The organism is Cellulomonas sp. P4_A2 (genome assembly GCF_056402515.1).
This window is the reverse complement of sequence record NZ_JBFUHG010000154.1, coordinates 1-408: the sequence shown is the minus strand read 5'-3', so window position 1 is coordinate 408 and position 408 is coordinate 1. Positions and strand designations below refer to the sequence as shown.

General features: G+C 66.7%; 1 protein-coding gene. It reads left to right on the top strand.

The features are described from left to right. Positions 1-408 (top strand): carbohydrate ABC transporter permease (locus AC1DUE_RS20505; protein WP_477041244.1); only part of this gene is annotated, 408 nt, incomplete at both ends.

Genomic DNA, 408 nt, shown 5'->3' with positions numbered 1-408 from the left:
CCGGTCAACAGGGTGCTGGGGCTGGGCGACTTCTCCTGGACGTACGGGCGCTACAGCGCCTTCGCCCTGGTGCTCCTCGAAGTGCTCTGGTGCTCGTTCCCGTTCGTGATGGTGACGGTGTACGCGGGCATCCGGGCGATCCCCGCCGAGGTGCTGGAGGCGGCCGCGCTGGACGGCGCCTCGCAGTGGCGGATCTGGCGGTCGGTCATGGCGCCGATGCTGCGGCCGATCCTCGTCGTCGTCACCATCCAGTCCATCATCTGGGACTTCAAGGTCTTCACACAGATCTATGTGATGACGGGCGGCGGCGGCATCGCGGGCCAGAACCTGGTGCTCAACGTGTACGCGTACCAGAAGGCGTTCGCGTCCTCGCAGTACAGCCTGGGCTCGGCGATCGGGGTCGTGATG